The sequence below is a fragment of the Flavobacterium sp. KBS0721 genome, from assembly GCF_002007065.3.
GTDB lineage: Bacteria > Bacteroidota > Bacteroidia > Flavobacteriales > Flavobacteriaceae > Flavobacterium > Flavobacterium piscis.
The window spans coordinates 3,575,843-3,590,154 of record NZ_CP042170.1; the positions used below are offsets into that span (position 1 = coordinate 3,575,843).

Sequence of the window (14,312 nt, forward strand, 5' to 3'; positions counted from 1 at the left end):
CGTTTTAAGACCATTTATTTTTTATTGCTGAAGGCAAAGTATCAAGATGAGATTCGAGTACGACACGCAATTGTTTCGAGGTTTTATAACCGCACAAATGTGCAATATGTTCTATCTTATAATCAGCATTAGTGAGCAGACTTTCTGCCTTTTCGATTCTAAGTTTCGTTCGATATTCGGCGATGGTAATTCCGGTTTGTTTCTTGAAAATTCGGGTTAGATTTCTCGGGCCAATGTGAACCAATTCGGCAAGAAAATCAATTGTAGCTGTTTTATCAAGGTTTGAAATAATCCAATCCTGAATGACGTGAATTTTTTCGTCACGATGATTTCGGTTTTGCAGATAAACACTTTCCTGTTCGTCGTTTCCGTGTCTTCTTTTATAGACGACCAATTCTTTGGCAATTGTCGCCGCGATTTCTTTATTGTGCCGCTGTTCGATAATGTGCAATGCAAGATCGATTCCGGTTATGATTCCGGCGCTGGTATAAATAGTTCCGGACTGAGTAAATAAAGTATTGCTTTGTGTTTGGGCAAGCGGAAAATCTTTTTTGAGTTTATCCACAAGTTTCCAGTGCGTCGTACATTCTTTATGGTCTAAAAGTCCGGCTTTCGCCAAAAGAAAAGCGCCGGAACAAATGCTGCAAATGGTGGTTTCATTTTTGTTTACTTTCTGAAGCCATTCAAAAAACGAAGCATCTTCGGCATTCAGATCGATTTGATGTGTGCTGCTTCCGGAAATAACAACAATATCATTTTCCTGCGGATTCGTTTTAGAAAAGTGGGTGAGTGCTGCCAATTCTAATCCCGAAGAACAAATTACAGATGATTGACTGCTAATATATTTCAACTGATACTGAAGTCCTAAACCTATTGCCTCCTGAAAAACTTCTACAACGCCGCTTAAATCAAGAAGCGTAACTTGCTGAGGAATGTAAAAATAAATTGTTGTTATAGTGTCTTTCATTTTTCAGAATTTTTGAGAAGGTTGTGCAATTGAACCACTTAAAATAGTTACAAAAGTAGGTTTTGTTTTCCTCATTTTGAATGATCGAAAAGAGGGATTCATTTCATTTTTAAAATCTGAATCAAACACGAACAGGCTTTTACTTTAAGTAAAGCTAATATTGATTATCTAAAAAAGAACATTTAAAATAGAGTAAGAATAGTAACATCAAATACATTCAGAATTTTAATAGAAAAAGATGTAGAAATCGCATTTTTTGAAACATTGATGGTGCTTTTAACTAAAAATGTAAGGAAATTACTTTTAATCAGTGATTTGATCTTTAATTAAGCGTATATTTGAGTCCAACGCGACCCAATCATGAATGCGAAAATGAACATCAAGATTTTACTTACTGACGATGACGAAGATGACAGGGATTTCTTTGCCGAAGCTCTTGAAGATCTCGATCTCGATTATCCCATCGAATTTTGTAAAAACGGTGTAGAACTTCTGGATCGTCTTTATGATGCCAATCTCCCTATTCCGGATATTATTTTCCTGGATCTCAATATGCCAATATTATCTGGTTTTGAAACCTTACAGCAAATTCGTGAAAATGATAAGTTCAAAGATATTCCGGTTATCGCCATTTATTCTACCTCTGCCACTGTAGACGGTATTAAAAGTACTTTCGGATTAGGTGCTAACGCTTATGTTGTAAAACCTCTAGCTTTTAATGATTTAAAGATATTATTAAAAAAGGTCATCGAATTAGATTGGACAGAAAAATTATCAGATGCCAGCATTGAGACTTTTGTTATCACGGTTTAATTTTGAAAAAATAAGGAAATAGGTTTTTTTTAAATAACTTATAGAAGCAATTTCGATAGATTTGAAATGTGCTGTTTTCAATAAGTTAAGGCATCATCTTCTCAAAAGCCGAAGAAAATATTGGCGCGGAGTTTCATATTATTTTGCCGGTTTAATAGTTTACAATTTGTTTAATTAATAGAAAGACGATATGCTGAAAGTGTATCGTCTTTTTGTTTTTATGGAGGTTTTGTAAAACAGGTATTTATACTTGGTGGTTGGTTTTTTATTTAACGGTATAATTGTTTACAATAAATTTTAGTGGATTATCCGTGTCCACAAAGTATATCATAAAGTTTAATAACGATAATCTAAAAATTACTTTAATATTCCAACAGGCACGGATTGCAAATTATAAGTGTTTGAAACCTATTGCTCTGAAAGAGCCTTAGCGATAGCATGGTGCGAAGCACTATCAATAAAAAACGATTATAATTTTAAGCCCTGTAAGGGCGGAAGCCTAATTTTAAAAAGCGCGTTTACCTATTTTACACGATGTTCTACTCGAAACACCTTTTTCTTTGCCTCTTATGCTTAATTTTCTTTTCCCCTTTCAGGGCAATTTCCCCTTTTGATTTCATTCGTAGTACGTTGCAGTAAGCTATTGCTTTTTGGGTTTTCAGCCCGTTTTAAAAGTATCGCACACTCATGATTGCAAATCCGCGCTGTCTTTACATTGAGAATTAGTTTTGGGAGAAGCGTTATTATTTCTTCTTTCTTTAGAAAAATAAAAGATATAGTACCAAAACTTGGGGAGCTGGATCAGGCTCCTCATAAAACCCATAACAATTTTGTATCTTAGTTTTTAGTAACCAAATTTTACTTTGATTGCGAATTTTTCGGGATCGAATGAAATTTTAAAGTGAGATAAAATGCCCTGGAATCCGGAAATCTATAATAAGTTTAAAAATATTCGTTATCAGCCTTTTTATGATTTGGCTGAATTTATTGAACCTGTAAACGGAATGAAAGCCATTGATTTGGGCTGTGGTACGGGAGAACAAACGGCGATTTTGGCCGATAAATTCAAAGAAGCCGATTTTTTGGGCGTAGATTCTTCGGCAGAAATGCTGGAAAAATCTAAAGCTTTAGCAACAGATCGTTTGCATTTTAGAAAAGCAACCACGGAAGAAACTTTAGCTTCGGGCGAAAAATGGGATTTGATTTTTAGTAATGCGGCTTTGCAATGGTCAAATGATCATGCAACTTTGTTCCCGGAATTGATACAACTGTTAAACTCAAAAGGACAATTTGCCGTACAAATGCCGGTTCAGCCGGAAAATAAACTCAATGAAATTCTTGCCGAATTGGTAGATGAAGAACCTTTTAAATCGTATTTGAAAGACTACAAAAGAGATTCCCCAGTTTTGAGTATCGACGAATATGCCCAAATTCTGTTTGATGGCGGGCTTGAAGATATTCAAATCCTGCAAAAAGTATATCCCATAATTGCGAACGATCATGAAACGCTTTATAATTTTATATCGGGTTCGGCTTTGATTCCGTATATAGAACGTTTGGAGGGGGAACAGAAAGCGCTTTTTATTACAACTTATAAAGAGAGGATTGCGGAGTATTTCCCGAAACTGCCGGCGATTTATTCGTTTAAGAGGCTTTTGCTTTATGGTAGGAAAAAGTAGCTATAAGTTTTTTAATATTGCCACAGATTAAAGGATTAAAATGATTTTTTAAATCGGCTTAATCTGCAAGATCGGCGAGAAAAAAATGTTTAAATCTTTGTCTATTATTTAAACGCATAGCAACATAGCTTTTATTTAGGGTCGCTTAAAAGTCATTTCACTTGAAATATTACCGCATAGAATGGTCGCAAAGCTATGTGTTTAAATATTTTTTCACGCAGATTTTAAAAAGATCTAAGCAGATATTTGCAGATAATTATTTAAATAAAATCTGCCAGATCTGCATGAAAAAATCATTTTAATCCTTTAATCTGTGGACTAGAAAATGATTATGATTTTTTTGAAATCTTCCCCTTTTTGATTTCCTGAATTTTATATTTCGCTCCGCTGGGGCTTTTTGTTGTGTGTTTTAATTTTTCTATAAATATGTCGTCCCTCTGGGACTAGAAAATGATTATGATTTTTTTGAAATCTTCCTTTTTTTTGATTTCCGGAATTTTATATTTCGCTCCGCTGGGGCTTTTTGTTGTGTGTTTTAATTTTTCTATAAATATGTCGTCCCTCTGGGACTAGAAAATGATTATGATTTTTTTGAAATCTTCCTTTTTTTTGATTTCCGTAATTTAATATTTCGTCCCCGCTTGGTCTCCTTGTTGTATGTCTTAATTTTCGATCAATATGTCGTCTCTACAGGTAAATGTTATTAAGTTAAGAGATTTTTAGATTGAAGATTAACGATTACTGATTTTTAATTTAATGTTGGTAAATAGTAATATTCTCGATTTGACACTGGCTCAAACATCAGAAATAGTTAACCCAAAACAATGTATCGTCAACAACAATTTGTTTCATAGGAACATCTCATCGGTAGAAATCGTGTATGTATTTGTATATGTTTTTATTATTATTTGTAAATCAAACGTTCCTACAGAACGTAAAAAAAATCCATATTTATTGAGCTACCGACGAGGTGTTCCGATGGAACAAAAACGGGAGCATTATAAAATTCCTTTATAAAAAAAGCTCCATTGGAGCGATATATTTATAGCTATTTGATATTGATTTAGAAATAAAGCTCCATCGGAGCGACATATAAGTTTTAGATATTCAGAGGGGATTTGTTTTCTGTAAAATATTTGTTCAATTTGATTTTAAATATTCGCCTTTTGCTATTTGTTCAGCCATGCTTTAAATTCTGCAGCTTTGTTTTTGCTAATGATAACATCGATTGGAGACTTTGGAACAACTTCAATTTTGAGTTGGTTATTGCCATATTTCAAAATTTTATCTATCGATTTTATAGCCAAAATAAATTGTCTGTTGGCTCTGAAAAAAGTGGCATTGTCCAGTTCGCTGTAAATCTCTTCGAGGCTGCTGTTACTTGTAGAGATTTTTCCGTTTACATCTTTCACGTAAGTGATCGTATTCTCCATATAAATATAGGCGATTTGTTCTATTTCGAGCGGGACGATTTCGTTTTTCAGATGAGTTAAAATCCTCTTTTTATTCGCAGTAGAACCAGAAATATCCTGAACCTTTAATTGCTCATTCGATTCTAGTTTTGATTTGTAACTGGTTAAATCATAATTGAGTTTCGATAGGTTTAAAACTTCATTAAAAAGATTTTCATTTTTCTGCTCCAGTTTTCTTTCGTATCGGCTTCCAAAAAGACGGATCATAAAAAAAGAAAGCAAAACAATCAGAGCGCCGGTGCTGATATAAACGAGAATAAAATAGAATTTTAAATCCTGTACCTGTTTATTGATACTTTGAAGATTGGCGTGCGAAGCGATAATCCAATCGGTATTTTTAACGGGATAGAGGTAGATAATTTCAGCATCTTTTTTGGGATTGTTATAGTTTCTGATGCCACCGCCTTCGGTTTTATTTTTTAGATACGAATAAAAATCTTCAGGATTTACTTCATTATGTGTTGTCGAAATATACGATTCGTCAGGACCTGTCATTCGGCCAATTTTTTCCGGATTAGGATGGCAAATTTCTTTTCCGGTTTTATCAAACATACAGATAAAACCCGTTTGAGTGTCGGTTTTTTCGATGCTCTTTTGTACGTTATTAATGATTACCTTTCTATCACTATTTTGTTGCGCTTGTAAAGAAATCAGGCTGGCCATTTCTTTGGCTTCTCTTTTACTGGACTCAATCTGAATTTTTAGAAATTGCTCCGTACTTAAACCTACCAAATAATTCATGCTAAAGTATCCGCAAATGTATACGACAACAAGTAATGATAAAAAAGTAAAAAGATAAAGCTTGTCTTTCTTCATAAGAATATTGAAATTGATGAGCCAAATTTAATTATAATAATCGGTTGGATGTAATTATTTTTAAAACACAGCAATCCTATTTTTGTTGAATTAAAGAAGGTCTTTTTATTATTAAAAACATAGTGCTATCTAATCGGAATAAATTCAAACAGGGTTTTAAATCAAGGTTAATCTTTGAATAAATATTGTTAGCAGAAAGCCACATTCTATTCAATTCTATTTATTCCCCTTTAAGTTCATTTTTTCCCTTTCGCGCTATTTCCTTTGATTTTATTGAGGTTTCAGCGCTTTATTTGCCTTATGAAATTTCAAAATGAGAACGTTTTTGTTTCCCTGATTTTGATTTTTACAGTTTTAAACTGAGTTCCAGATTCGTTATTAAATAGAAAAACATCCAAAATGAAAAAGCAAAAAACATACAAAAAAAAGGTCATCGTGATTTCGTTGCTAATTGTGTTTTTGATTTTTGCAGGCATACAATTTATACGTCCTGTAATTACAAATCCACCGGTTACGGGAAATTTAAAAGTACCTCATGAAGTGCAGACTATTTTAAGAAATTCCTGCTATGATTGCCATTCAAACGAAACCAATTTAAGTTGGTATGATAAAATCGTTCCCGTGGCGTGGTTTGTTACCCAACATATAAAAGAGGGCAGGAGCGGACTCAATTTTTCTGAATGGGATCAATTATCGCCGGCAGATCAAAAGGCAAAACTGTGGGAATCTGTCAATCAGGTTTCTCAGGGAGCAATGCCTTTGCAGAGTTATACATTGGCACATCCGCAGGCAAAATTATCTCAAAAAGATCTCAAAGTACTTGAAAATTATATATGGGGCTTAAGAGTACATAATAAACCTCAGGATACTGCGAAAATAAAAGCATTAAACAATCAAACTGAAGAATTGAAAAAGGCTGAAAATTCAGTTAAAATACCAAAAACACTAAACGGGATTGCGTACATAGCTGATTATAAAAACTGGGCTGTTGTAAGTACAACGCAACGTCTTGATAACGGAACAATGCGAATTATCTACGGAAATGATATTGCCATAAAAGCAATTAAAGACAAGAAAGTTAACCCGTGGCCGGACGGTTCTATTTTGGCAAAAGCGGCTTATGATGAAATTGAGGATGAGAATGGGAATATTTCTCAGGGCGCTTTTAAACAAGTCGAATTTATGGCTAAGGATCACATCAAATATAAAAAAACAAATGGCTGGGGATTTTCGCGATTCAAAACTCCGGAATTGATTCCGTATGGTAAAAGGGCCGATTTTGTAATCGAATGTATGAATTGCCACAAGCCTATGGAAAAAAACGATTATGTATTCACACTTCCAATACGTCAATAAATATGAAAACGATATTCTATTTTACAGGAATTCTTACTTTCTTTTTTCTTTTTTCCTGTTCAGATAAAACAAATGACACGGCTTTGAATAAAGAGGCTTCATTACCGGATGCAATGCTGGATAAAGTTTCTGGTTTGCAGGTGATCAATTCTTCAATCAACAATAAAAAGCATACTACATCATTGCTCTACGGAAATCAAAAAACAGTAGAACGATTGAAATCGAACGAATTAAAACTTCAAGAAGGTGAAAAATTAGTATGGATTACGTGGCATCAAAAGGCAGATCCTAACTGGATTGGCGCCATGATTCCGGGAAAATTAGTATCGCTTGAAATTCTGGAATCTAATGGAGAAAAAGAAGGTTTTAACTATCAAAAATTTGAGGGAAACAAAATGGAAATTCAAAAAGACACTCTCGGGAATGCTCATAGAATTAAGGAATTACTGAATCAAAAAAAGGAAAATGTGCCTCAATTATGAATTAATTAAAACATTTATAATAGATTTTTTCACGCAGATTTAAAAAGATCTAAGCTGATATATGCAGATTATTCTCTGAATTAAATCTTCAATAATCTGTAATATCTGCGTAAAAACAATCCTTTAATCGCTTACTATTCTTTAACTAACTATTGAAGTTTTGTAATCTCTACCTATAATCGTGTAAAATTTTCTGATGTGTTCTGAATTAATTTTAATCCTCTGAAATATAAATTATTAGAACATCAAATCAAACCATAATCATTATGATACATAAAATAGAAACAGCGAAAAATTTAATTGCTTTTAGAGCTTTGGGTCAGGTAACAACAGCTGATTTTAAAAGTGTTGTGCTGCCTGAATTAGAAGGATTGTCAAAAGAATCCAATGAAATTAATTTTTTATTTGCACTAGATACAGATGTACCGAATTTTACTGAAAATGTTTGGTTTCAGGATGCTGTTTTAGGGTTACAGCAGTTTGAAAACTGGAATAGAGTCGCTATTGTTTCAGACTCGGAGGAAATGAATTTTAATGACAAATTCACTTTTAATAGTACGGGTGAATTACGTGGTTTTAAAAAACTAGCTTTTAATAAAGCCCTGAAATGGGTCGAAGGAAATTCAACTTTATAAACTAAGGTTATGAGAGCAATCTGGACAGGATCGATTAGTTTTGGGTTAATCAATATTCCCATTAAGATATTTTCTGCTGTGCAGGAAAGCAGTATTGACATGGATATGCTGGATGAAAAAGATCATGCCAACATCAAATTCAAAAGGGTAAATGAAAATACCGGCAAAGAAGTGGCGTATGCCAATATTGTAAAAGGGTATAAAATAGACGACAAATATGTTATTCTTGAAGATGCTGATTTTGAAGCTGCTGATGCTGAGAAAACCAAAACAATCAACATTCAGAGTTTTGCTTTAGAAAAAGAAATTAATAGCATTTACTACGAACAGCCTTATTATCTTGAGCCTGACAAAGGTGCGATGAATGCTTACGCTTTACTCAGAGATGCGCTTGAAGCATCCGGTAAAGTTGGGGTAACGAGTTTTGTTTTGCGTAATAAGGAAAGTCTTGCGATTTTAAAACCTTACAAAAACGTCATTCTTTTAAACCGAATTCGTTTTGAGCAGGAAATAAGAGACACAGCAGAATTAAAACTGCCTGCCGCATCTAAAAAAGCGACGAAAGAAATGGATATGGCCGAAAAACTGATCGATCAGCTAACAGAGAAATTCGACATAAGTGCTTATAAAGATGAATATACGGCTAAACTTTTGCAAATTATCAAGAACAAAGCAAAGGGCAAAAAACAAGCTGCACCAAAATTAAAAGTCGTTCACAAACAAAGCGACGATTTGATGGCGATGCTAAAAGCAAGTCTGGAAAAAAAGAAATCCTCTTAATGAGGATTTTTGTTTTCCAGCTTGTGTAATATCTTTTTGATATTGGCACCTTTTCCTAAAACGGGCTGCCATAAATCTCCTTTTTTCTCAAAACGTTTCAGTACATTTTTGATTGTAAATTGCGAGGGATGCAGTTTCAAATTTACTTCGCTCCATTCTAACGGTGTTGACACTGTTGCTCCGGGCTTAGGTCTTACAGAATAAGGCGATGCCAGAGTTTGTCCGCGTCGGTTTTGTAGGTAATCGATGTATATTTTATGATTTCTTTTTTTGATACTTCGTTCTAAAGAAGTTGTTTTGGGCAAACGCGAATGGATTTCGATGGCCAGTAATTCTCCGAAAATTTTAATCGAATCATAATCGTATTGCGCGCCCAGCGGAATATAAACGTGTAAACCTGTTGCTCCTGAAGTTTTGCAGTAACATTCGGTTTCGAGTTCGTCGAGAACTTCTTTTACGGTTAAGGCTGTTTTCACCACTTCTTCAAAATCATCTTTTTCGGGATCAATGTCGATAACAAGCCAATCGGGATTTTCGACGTGTTTGATGGTCGAATTCCACGGATTCATTTCGATACATCCTAAATTTGCCATATAAAGTAAAGTCGCCTTATCATTACAAATCAGATAATTAAGGTATTCTTCATTTGATTCTGAAAAGATTTTTTTGGTTTTGAGCCAGGAAGGAACTTTATCAACGTCGACATCTTTTTGATAAAATCCTGGCGCATTGATTCCGTTAGGAAAACGATTCATAGATTGCGGACGATCTTTTAGATAAGGAAGTATGAAATCGGCCACCTCATTATAATATTGCACGATTTCTCCTTTGGTAATACCATCTTCAGGAAAATAAACTTTGTTTTGATTGGTGAGATGCAAGGTAGTTTTTCCTATTTTTAAATCGTAATCGTTTTCTGTGGTTGGAGTTGGATTTTCTTTCATTGTGTCTGCTTTTGTTTTTTTATCCTGTATTTTTTTATCCGGTTTGGCAGCTAATTCAATATTTGATTTAGTGTTTGAAGGAACAAAAACTTCAGTAGCTTTTTTATCAATTCTTAAACCCAGATATACAGGATGTCTTAAATGTTTATCATTTGTCCATTCTGAAAATTTAACCTGACAAACCAGCTTTGGTTTTACCCATTGAATTTCATCCCTAAGCGCAATTTTTTCGTTAAGCGGAGATTCATTTACAAAATGAGGTTTCAGCTTTGTATACAGTTCTTTTAAGGTAGAATCTGTAAAACCGGTTCCGCACTTTCCTATAAACTGAAGTCTTTTGCCGTAATATTGGCCCAGTAAAATGGCCCCAAAATATTTTCTGGATTTTTTGGGTTCTGTAATTCCAATAATAATAGCTTCTTCTTCATTCGAAATTTTAATTTTGAGCCATTCGCTGCTTCTTTTACTGGGGATATAAGTACTATCGGCTTTTTTGGCAATAATACCTTCGCCTTTGTTTTTTATCGAAAGATCGAATTGGTTCAAACCTTTTTCTACGGTATGTTCCGAATAAAAGATATTGGTAAAGTCGTATTTATTGAATAGAATTTTCAGCAATTCCTTTCTTTCCAGCAATGATAAATCAGTGATGAGATTTCCGTCTAAATTAAGAAGATCAAAAACATAATATTTTAAAGTTCCAAAACCTGTTTTGAGATAGTTTTGAAGCAGCTGAAAATTCGCTTTTCCGTTTTCGTCTTCTACTACAATTTCGCCGTCTAAAACAGCTATATGATCTATTTTTTGCAATTCATCTGCAATAGGCTTAAAACTAGCATTAAAAGATAATTCATTTCGGCTAAATAATTGTACATCAGTTGGATTAATTACAGCAACAGCCCTGTAACCATCATATTTGTTTTCAAAAACCCAATCCGCATTATCAAATGCTTTTTCTTTGGTATTGGCTAACATGGGTTTGATAAAAACGGCAGGTTCTTCGGCTGATGCAGAATTATTTTTTGAAGCCTTTTTTTTACTGGTTTTTTCATTCATCTTTTGAGAATTTTTCTCTAATTCTTCTAAAGTCCTTTCAGTGATAACTGATTTATTTTGATTTAATATGTCACTTTCTGTTGCATTTGGATCTTGTTTTTTGATTAACAGCCAGGCATTTTCCTGTTTGCCTTTTAGTTTGATCAATGAGAATTCTCCTTTTAATTTTTTCCCTTTTAAAATAAAACTCAAATGTCCTTTTTTAAGATCTGCCAGTAAGGTTTTTTCTGCATTTTCTGTAGGCTCGTCCGGAGTATAAGTACCGTTGTCCCAAACAATAACATTTCCGGCACCGTAATTTCCTGCTGGTATTGTGCCTTCAAAATCTTTATAGCTGTACGGATGATCTTCGACCATCATCGCCAAACGTTTATCATCAGGATTCATAGACGGACCTTTAGGAACGGCCCAGCTTTTAAGAACGCCATCCATTTCTAACCTAAAATCATAATGCAGGTGCGAAGCGGCATGTTTTTGTACCACAAAGATTAGTTTGCTTACTGATTTTTCGATTTTGCCTTTTGGTTCCTGAGTTTGTTTAAAATCTCTTTTTTGATTGTATTTAGACAGTGACATGTGCGTTTGTTAAGATTAAAACAGTTAATGAAAGGGTGTAAATACCTGTTGCAACCAGACCAAAAATGATATGAGCCAAAAGCAACTGAAAATAATAACCTTTAAAATCGATCTTAGGTTTATGATTGCTCATTTTAAACATAATGATCCAGCCAATAATTCCAATGATTCCGCTAACAAAGCCCAGTAAAAAAGCTGTTAGAAAAGAAATGGGTACAATATTGTTGATCCATAAAAAATAATAAGACAGAACAAAAAGAAAACCTATAAAATAATGCAATAACCACGCTAACGTTTCTTTTACATTATTTGATAACTCAAGATGGAGTTTGCTTAACATGAACGTTAATAAAACAGGCTCTTTGTACAATTCCCGAAAAGTCGCTGATACAATATAGCTAAATAAAGTCATGGCCGATGTGGCTGCGATTGTAACGATTATTAATTGAAAAAAAGTATAAATATCCATGATAAGATGATTTTATTTATGAGAAAGAAAATAAACCATTCATGCAGAATGGTTTATTTGAATAAAGCTTTTACTAAAACTCTCTGGGATTATTTACTGGATCTTTTTCTTCGAGATCCTGATCGATGTCGTATTCCTGATCGAGCTCGTCTTGTTTTACATTGTCTGTGGTAAAACTGTCCTGATCACGATCATTTTCGTCATATTTTTCTATAAGATCATCATCTAAATCATTTTCGTCAAGATCTTCATCATCTTCATCGGAATCCTCATCTTCAAAATAATCGTCGTCTTCGTTTTCTCTTTCAAGAGCATTCGAAAAATCATCATCCAAATCATCTGTATCTTCATCCTGATTTAAAATTGGATCGTCAATATAGTCTCCTTCCTCATCCATTTTTTTTTGATATTCGTCAACATAACTTTCATCGTTATTGTGACTTACATTATAGATATCATTTTCTGTTTTCTCAGATTCAAAAGGAATAGGATCTTGCTGTTGCATAATGCGATTGTCCTTGATATAACTTCCAAAAGTTTCGCCTGTTTTGTGGTCTGAACTATTCATAACTATTTGAGGTTAAATTATTAGATATATAAGATGACTTTAAGTGAATTAAATGTCTGACTCAAAATTAGTTATGAAGTGCATGTGTTTACTTATAAAATTTGTAGTAGTAATTATATAATTAACAGCATTTTAGCTATTAGTAAAAGAAATTCTTAGTGATTGTACTTTAAATGAAAATTATATAAGGAGAATGGAAGATTTTGTAAGGAATTTTTGCTCAAATTTTAAAACATTTGAATAGAATTAATTGCAGGAAATGGCACACTTGCAGATCAAAATTTAAACGTATTGTTATGAATAAAAAAGGACCCATAGTAGTAATAGAAAATAAACAGGAAGACCGAAAATTATTTATCGAGGTTTTTAGCGAACTAAACTACGCCAACCCAATTATATATTTTAATACTGCCGAAACGGCTTGTAATTATATGCTTCGTCATGAGATTAAACCTTTTTTGGTTTTCTCTGATATTGTTTTGCTGAATGTGATGAATTATAAAGTGATGGATACAAATCCCGATAATAATGGAGTAGGTACGATATTCAATTGTCCGTACTTGTTTTTTACTACATTGTTTGAACAAAGTTTTGTCATCGATCCTTATTCGCTGCCCACTCATAGTTATTTTGTGAAACCTTTTGATTATGCTAAATTCAAGCACGTGATCAAGACTATTATAGAATATTGGAACAAACCAAAATCGATTGCTCAGTACAACAAAATAGAGATTAAAGCAGTTAAAATTGAATAAAAAAAATCCATTCGCCGTAACGAATGGATTTTGTTTTTAAAAGAAACTATTTTGCAATTAAATCTTATCGGATGGCATATCTTATTTTCAGTCCGTAAGAAACCAATCTGATATCGTTTGTGTTCGAAGAATTCAGCAAACTGTTGTATTGCAGCTGTACAGGCAATGCTGGATTGTACTGAACCAGATTTTTATTTTCTTTATTATCGTAGATATTATTTAATCCGTAATCTAAATAAAGGCCGATATAAAAAGCACTGCGATTGCCTATTTTTTGTTTTAAACCAGTTTCAAAAGTCACAGCATACGATACATCTGTATCAAGATCCTGTTTACTTGTTTTTAAATTGTTTTGGCTTTCAAACCCCGCAAAAGCAGGACTAAATAATTCTACATTATATTGCGGATAATAACCGCTTGTAGTAAGGTTCTGATAGGTAGTTTCGTAGCTTCCGTTTGTAGCAAAACCTATTTTAGCTCCCGCTGCCAGATATAATTTTGTAGTCCCCGGAGTTTCAAACTGAATATTAATTGGAATATTTACGTATCCTAATTTTTGTTGTTCTCGTAGGTTAGTTGCTTTGTATCGAAATTGAAAAGCTTCATTTTCTGAATCAACAGCATTATACTGTGCGCCAAAAAAGCCATATTTTACATCAGAACTGTACGTTTGATATTCGACACCAACACCAATACTTAAACCTTCGTTTAAATAATAGGAATATCGAATTCCGGCATTTATACCGTTTCCGGGTACGACATCTCCGGTAGTATTGTACTTTAGAAATGAAAATGGACCTCCAACAGCAATTGATAATTCCTGCTTTTTATCCTGACCGTAACTATCTAGGCATGATCCTAAAAGTACCGTAACGATTGACAGTGATGTCATATAGTTTCGTATATATTTTTTCATCTTATTTTTTTTAATGCCAGTGCTATCA

General features: G+C 33.6%; 14 protein-coding genes. 8 read left to right on the forward strand and 6 right to left on the reverse strand.

Annotated features, from left to right (window positions below; translation table 11 throughout):
- Positions 1 to 4: 4 nt before the first annotated feature.
- Positions 5 to 967 carry a GlxA family transcriptional regulator gene (locus B0M43_RS15515; RefSeq protein WP_078007424.1) on the reverse strand — a complete coding sequence of 321 codons (963 nt, stop codon included), beginning with the start codon at positions 965 to 967 and terminating at the stop codon, positions 5 to 7.
- A gap of 372 nt (positions 968 to 1,339) precedes the next feature.
- On the opposite strand from B0M43_RS15515, the gene B0M43_RS15520 reads away from it, so the two are divergent.
- The 3 genes from B0M43_RS15520 to B0M43_RS15530 all read left to right on the forward strand — a co-directional run bounded on the left by B0M43_RS15520 (position 1,340) and on the right by B0M43_RS15530 (position 4,476).
- The gene (locus tag B0M43_RS15520; RefSeq protein ID WP_210418028.1) at positions 1,340 to 1,780 is read left to right on the forward strand and encodes a response regulator; all 441 of its coding nucleotides are present in this window, start codon (positions 1,340 to 1,342) and stop codon (positions 1,778 to 1,780) included.
- Positions 1,781 to 2,691: 911 nt separating this feature from the next.
- Complete coding sequence (locus B0M43_RS15525; protein WP_078007422.1) at positions 2,692 to 3,459, forward strand: methyltransferase domain-containing protein; 768 nt, start codon at positions 2,692 to 2,694, stop codon at positions 3,457 to 3,459.
- 756 nt (positions 3,460 to 4,215) lie between these two features.
- Positions 4,216 to 4,476 carry a hypothetical protein gene (locus B0M43_RS15530; RefSeq protein ID WP_123921808.1) on the forward strand — a complete coding sequence of 87 codons (261 nt, stop codon included), beginning with the start codon at positions 4,216 to 4,218 and terminating at the stop codon, positions 4,474 to 4,476.
- Between the two features lie 152 nt (positions 4,477 to 4,628).
- Here B0M43_RS15530 and B0M43_RS15535 read toward each other — a convergent pair whose 3' ends face one another.
- Positions 4,629 to 5,747 carry a LytTR family transcriptional regulator DNA-binding domain-containing protein gene (locus B0M43_RS15535; protein ID WP_078007421.1) on the reverse strand — a complete coding sequence of 373 codons (1,119 nt, stop codon included), beginning with the start codon at positions 5,745 to 5,747 and terminating at the stop codon, positions 4,629 to 4,631.
- A 399-nt stretch (positions 5,748 to 6,146) separates the two neighbouring features.
- On the opposite strand from B0M43_RS15535, the gene B0M43_RS15540 reads away from it, so the two are divergent.
- From B0M43_RS15540 to B0M43_RS15555, 4 genes are all read left to right on the forward strand, one after another.
- On the forward strand, positions 6,147 to 7,103 hold the full coding sequence (locus B0M43_RS15540; protein ID WP_078007420.1) for a heme-binding domain-containing protein: 957 nt from the start codon (positions 6,147 to 6,149) through the stop codon (positions 7,101 to 7,103).
- Between the two features lie 2 nt (positions 7,104 to 7,105).
- The gene (locus B0M43_RS15545; RefSeq protein ID WP_078007419.1) at positions 7,106 to 7,585 is read left to right on the forward strand and encodes a hypothetical protein; all 480 of its coding nucleotides are present in this window, start codon (positions 7,106 to 7,108) and stop codon (positions 7,583 to 7,585) included.
- Between the two features lie 266 nt (positions 7,586 to 7,851).
- Complete coding sequence (locus tag B0M43_RS15550; RefSeq protein WP_065449768.1) at positions 7,852 to 8,220, forward strand: STAS/SEC14 domain-containing protein; 369 nt, start codon at positions 7,852 to 7,854, stop codon at positions 8,218 to 8,220.
- A gap of 9 nt (positions 8,221 to 8,229) precedes the next feature.
- Positions 8,230 to 9,000 carry a Ku protein gene (locus tag B0M43_RS15555; protein WP_065449769.1) on the forward strand — a complete coding sequence of 257 codons (771 nt, stop codon included), beginning with the start codon at positions 8,230 to 8,232 and terminating at the stop codon, positions 8,998 to 9,000.
- On the opposite strand, the gene ligD is transcribed toward B0M43_RS15555, so the two are convergent.
- The 3 genes from ligD to B0M43_RS15570 form a co-directional block, all read right to left on the reverse strand.
- Complete coding sequence (gene ligD / locus B0M43_RS15560; RefSeq protein WP_078007418.1) at positions 8,997 to 11,576, reverse strand: DNA ligase D; 2,580 nt, start codon at positions 11,574 to 11,576, stop codon at positions 8,997 to 8,999. The genes B0M43_RS15555 and ligD overlap by 4 nt on opposite strands.
- Positions 11,563 to 12,045 carry a hypothetical protein gene (locus tag B0M43_RS15565; protein ID WP_078007417.1) on the reverse strand — a complete coding sequence of 161 codons (483 nt, stop codon included), beginning with the start codon at positions 12,043 to 12,045 and terminating at the stop codon, positions 11,563 to 11,565. The genes ligD and B0M43_RS15565 overlap by 14 nt, the downstream gene beginning before the upstream one ends.
- Positions 12,046 to 12,118: 73 nt before the next feature.
- Positions 12,119 to 12,613, reverse strand: coding sequence for a hypothetical protein (locus B0M43_RS15570; protein ID WP_065449772.1), 495 nt, complete (start codon positions 12,611 to 12,613; stop codon positions 12,119 to 12,121).
- Positions 12,614 to 12,909: 296 nt separating this feature from the next.
- On the opposite strand from B0M43_RS15570, the gene B0M43_RS15575 reads away from it, so the two are divergent.
- A complete protein-coding gene (locus B0M43_RS15575; protein WP_078007416.1) occupies positions 12,910 to 13,368 on the forward strand; it encodes a hypothetical protein in 459 nt (152 codons plus the stop codon).
- A gap of 64 nt (positions 13,369 to 13,432) precedes the next feature.
- Here B0M43_RS15575 and B0M43_RS15580 read toward each other — a convergent pair whose 3' ends face one another.
- The gene (locus B0M43_RS15580; protein WP_078007415.1) at positions 13,433 to 14,284 is read right to left on the reverse strand and encodes an outer membrane beta-barrel protein; all 852 of its coding nucleotides are present in this window, start codon (positions 14,282 to 14,284) and stop codon (positions 13,433 to 13,435) included.
- Between the last annotated feature and the right edge of the window lie 28 nt (positions 14,285 to 14,312).